The organism is Microcystis sp. M53603_WE2 (assembly GCF_030065435.1).
In genome coordinates, this window is record NZ_JASJFF010000383.1 from 1 (window position 1) to 1,147 (window position 1,147).

Below are 1,147 nucleotides of genomic sequence, written 5' to 3' on the forward strand. Positions count from 1 at the left end.
AATCTGGCACTCGTCGGAGCAGAGTAAAGCTCCCGCCATAATCACTAGAGCGGCATTTTTGGCACCACTGATCTTGACTTCACCCTTGAGAGAGTGACGACCTTGAATTTCTAAATAGGGATGCTCGGTATCGATGGTCATAGGATGATTCATTTATCTTGGTTGGCAGTCTTGGCTAAGGAGAGCTTCGGCAAAATGACACTGCATTTTATCAGATTTTTGAGGAAATTATTGGTGATTCTACCCCGAAAAGCGATTTTTGTCTTAATTATCTGAACTATCTTGACTTATGGATTGTCCGATAGTATAATAAAAGATTGTGAAAGAAAAATGCGGAACTGGCGGAATTGGTAGACGCGCTAGATTCAGGTTCTAGTGTCTGCAAAGACTTTCGGGTTCAAGTCCCGAGTTCCGCATTATCTCCCTCAAGACGCAGTTGTTTAGGGCAGCCCTAGCGGGGTTAAAAATCCGATTGGCTATGATTAGCAGTGTTCAAAACCCTTTAATCAAGCAAATTCGCAAGCTACACCGCACTAGAGAGCGACAGGAGCAGAATTTGTCCTTAATTGAGGGAACGCACTTACTAGAGACGGCTTTAGCGGTGAATTGTTCCCTAGAGACGGTTTGTTATACTGAAAAGTGGCAGCAAAGACAGGGAGAATTAGCAGAGAAGCTTCAAAATCAAGCCAAACGAGTCGAGATAGTTTCCCCGGAAGTCCTCGCTTCCCTAGCAACAACGGTTAATCCCGATGGTGTGATTGCCACTATTTCCCGTGATCACCTTCATCCAATCCCCCAAAATCCGCTACAATTGGGCTTAGTTTTGGAAAGATTGCAGGATCCGGGTAATCTCGGCACGATTATTCGCACTGCCGTGGCTACGGAAGTACAGGGTATCTGGTTAAGTCTCGATAGCGTCGAAATCGATAACCCGAAAGTGATCCGCAGTTCCGCCGGGGAATGGTTTCGATCGCCCCTGGTGGTAGAATCGGATTTATCGGCTTTAGTGAAAAAATATCAAGCACAGGGGGTAAAAGCGATCGCGACTTTACCCACAGCCACCAAAAGCCATTGGGAGATTGATTTTACCCGTCCGACTTTAATCTTGTTAGGCAATGAAGGAGCCGGTTTATCGCCCCAATTAGCG

At 45.9% G+C, this 1,147-nt stretch carries 1 protein-coding gene, 1 tRNA gene and 1 pseudogene; 2 read left to right on the forward strand and 1 reads right to left on the reverse strand.

The annotated features are described in order from the left end of the window. Window positions 1-141, reverse strand: a pseudogene (locus tag PX481_RS08145) (UDP-N-acetylglucosamine 1-carboxyvinyltransferase); the annotation flags it as partial. A gap of 191 nt (window positions 142-332) precedes the next feature. Between PX481_RS08145 and PX481_RS08150 the strand changes: the two are divergent. Further along, window positions 333-416: transfer RNA gene (locus PX481_RS08150), tRNA-Leu, on the forward strand. 62 nt (window positions 417-478) lie between these two features. Beyond that, a partial coding sequence (locus PX481_RS08155; RefSeq protein WP_288094290.1) for a TrmH family RNA methyltransferase occupies window positions 479-1,147 on the forward strand: 669 nt, incomplete at its 3' end.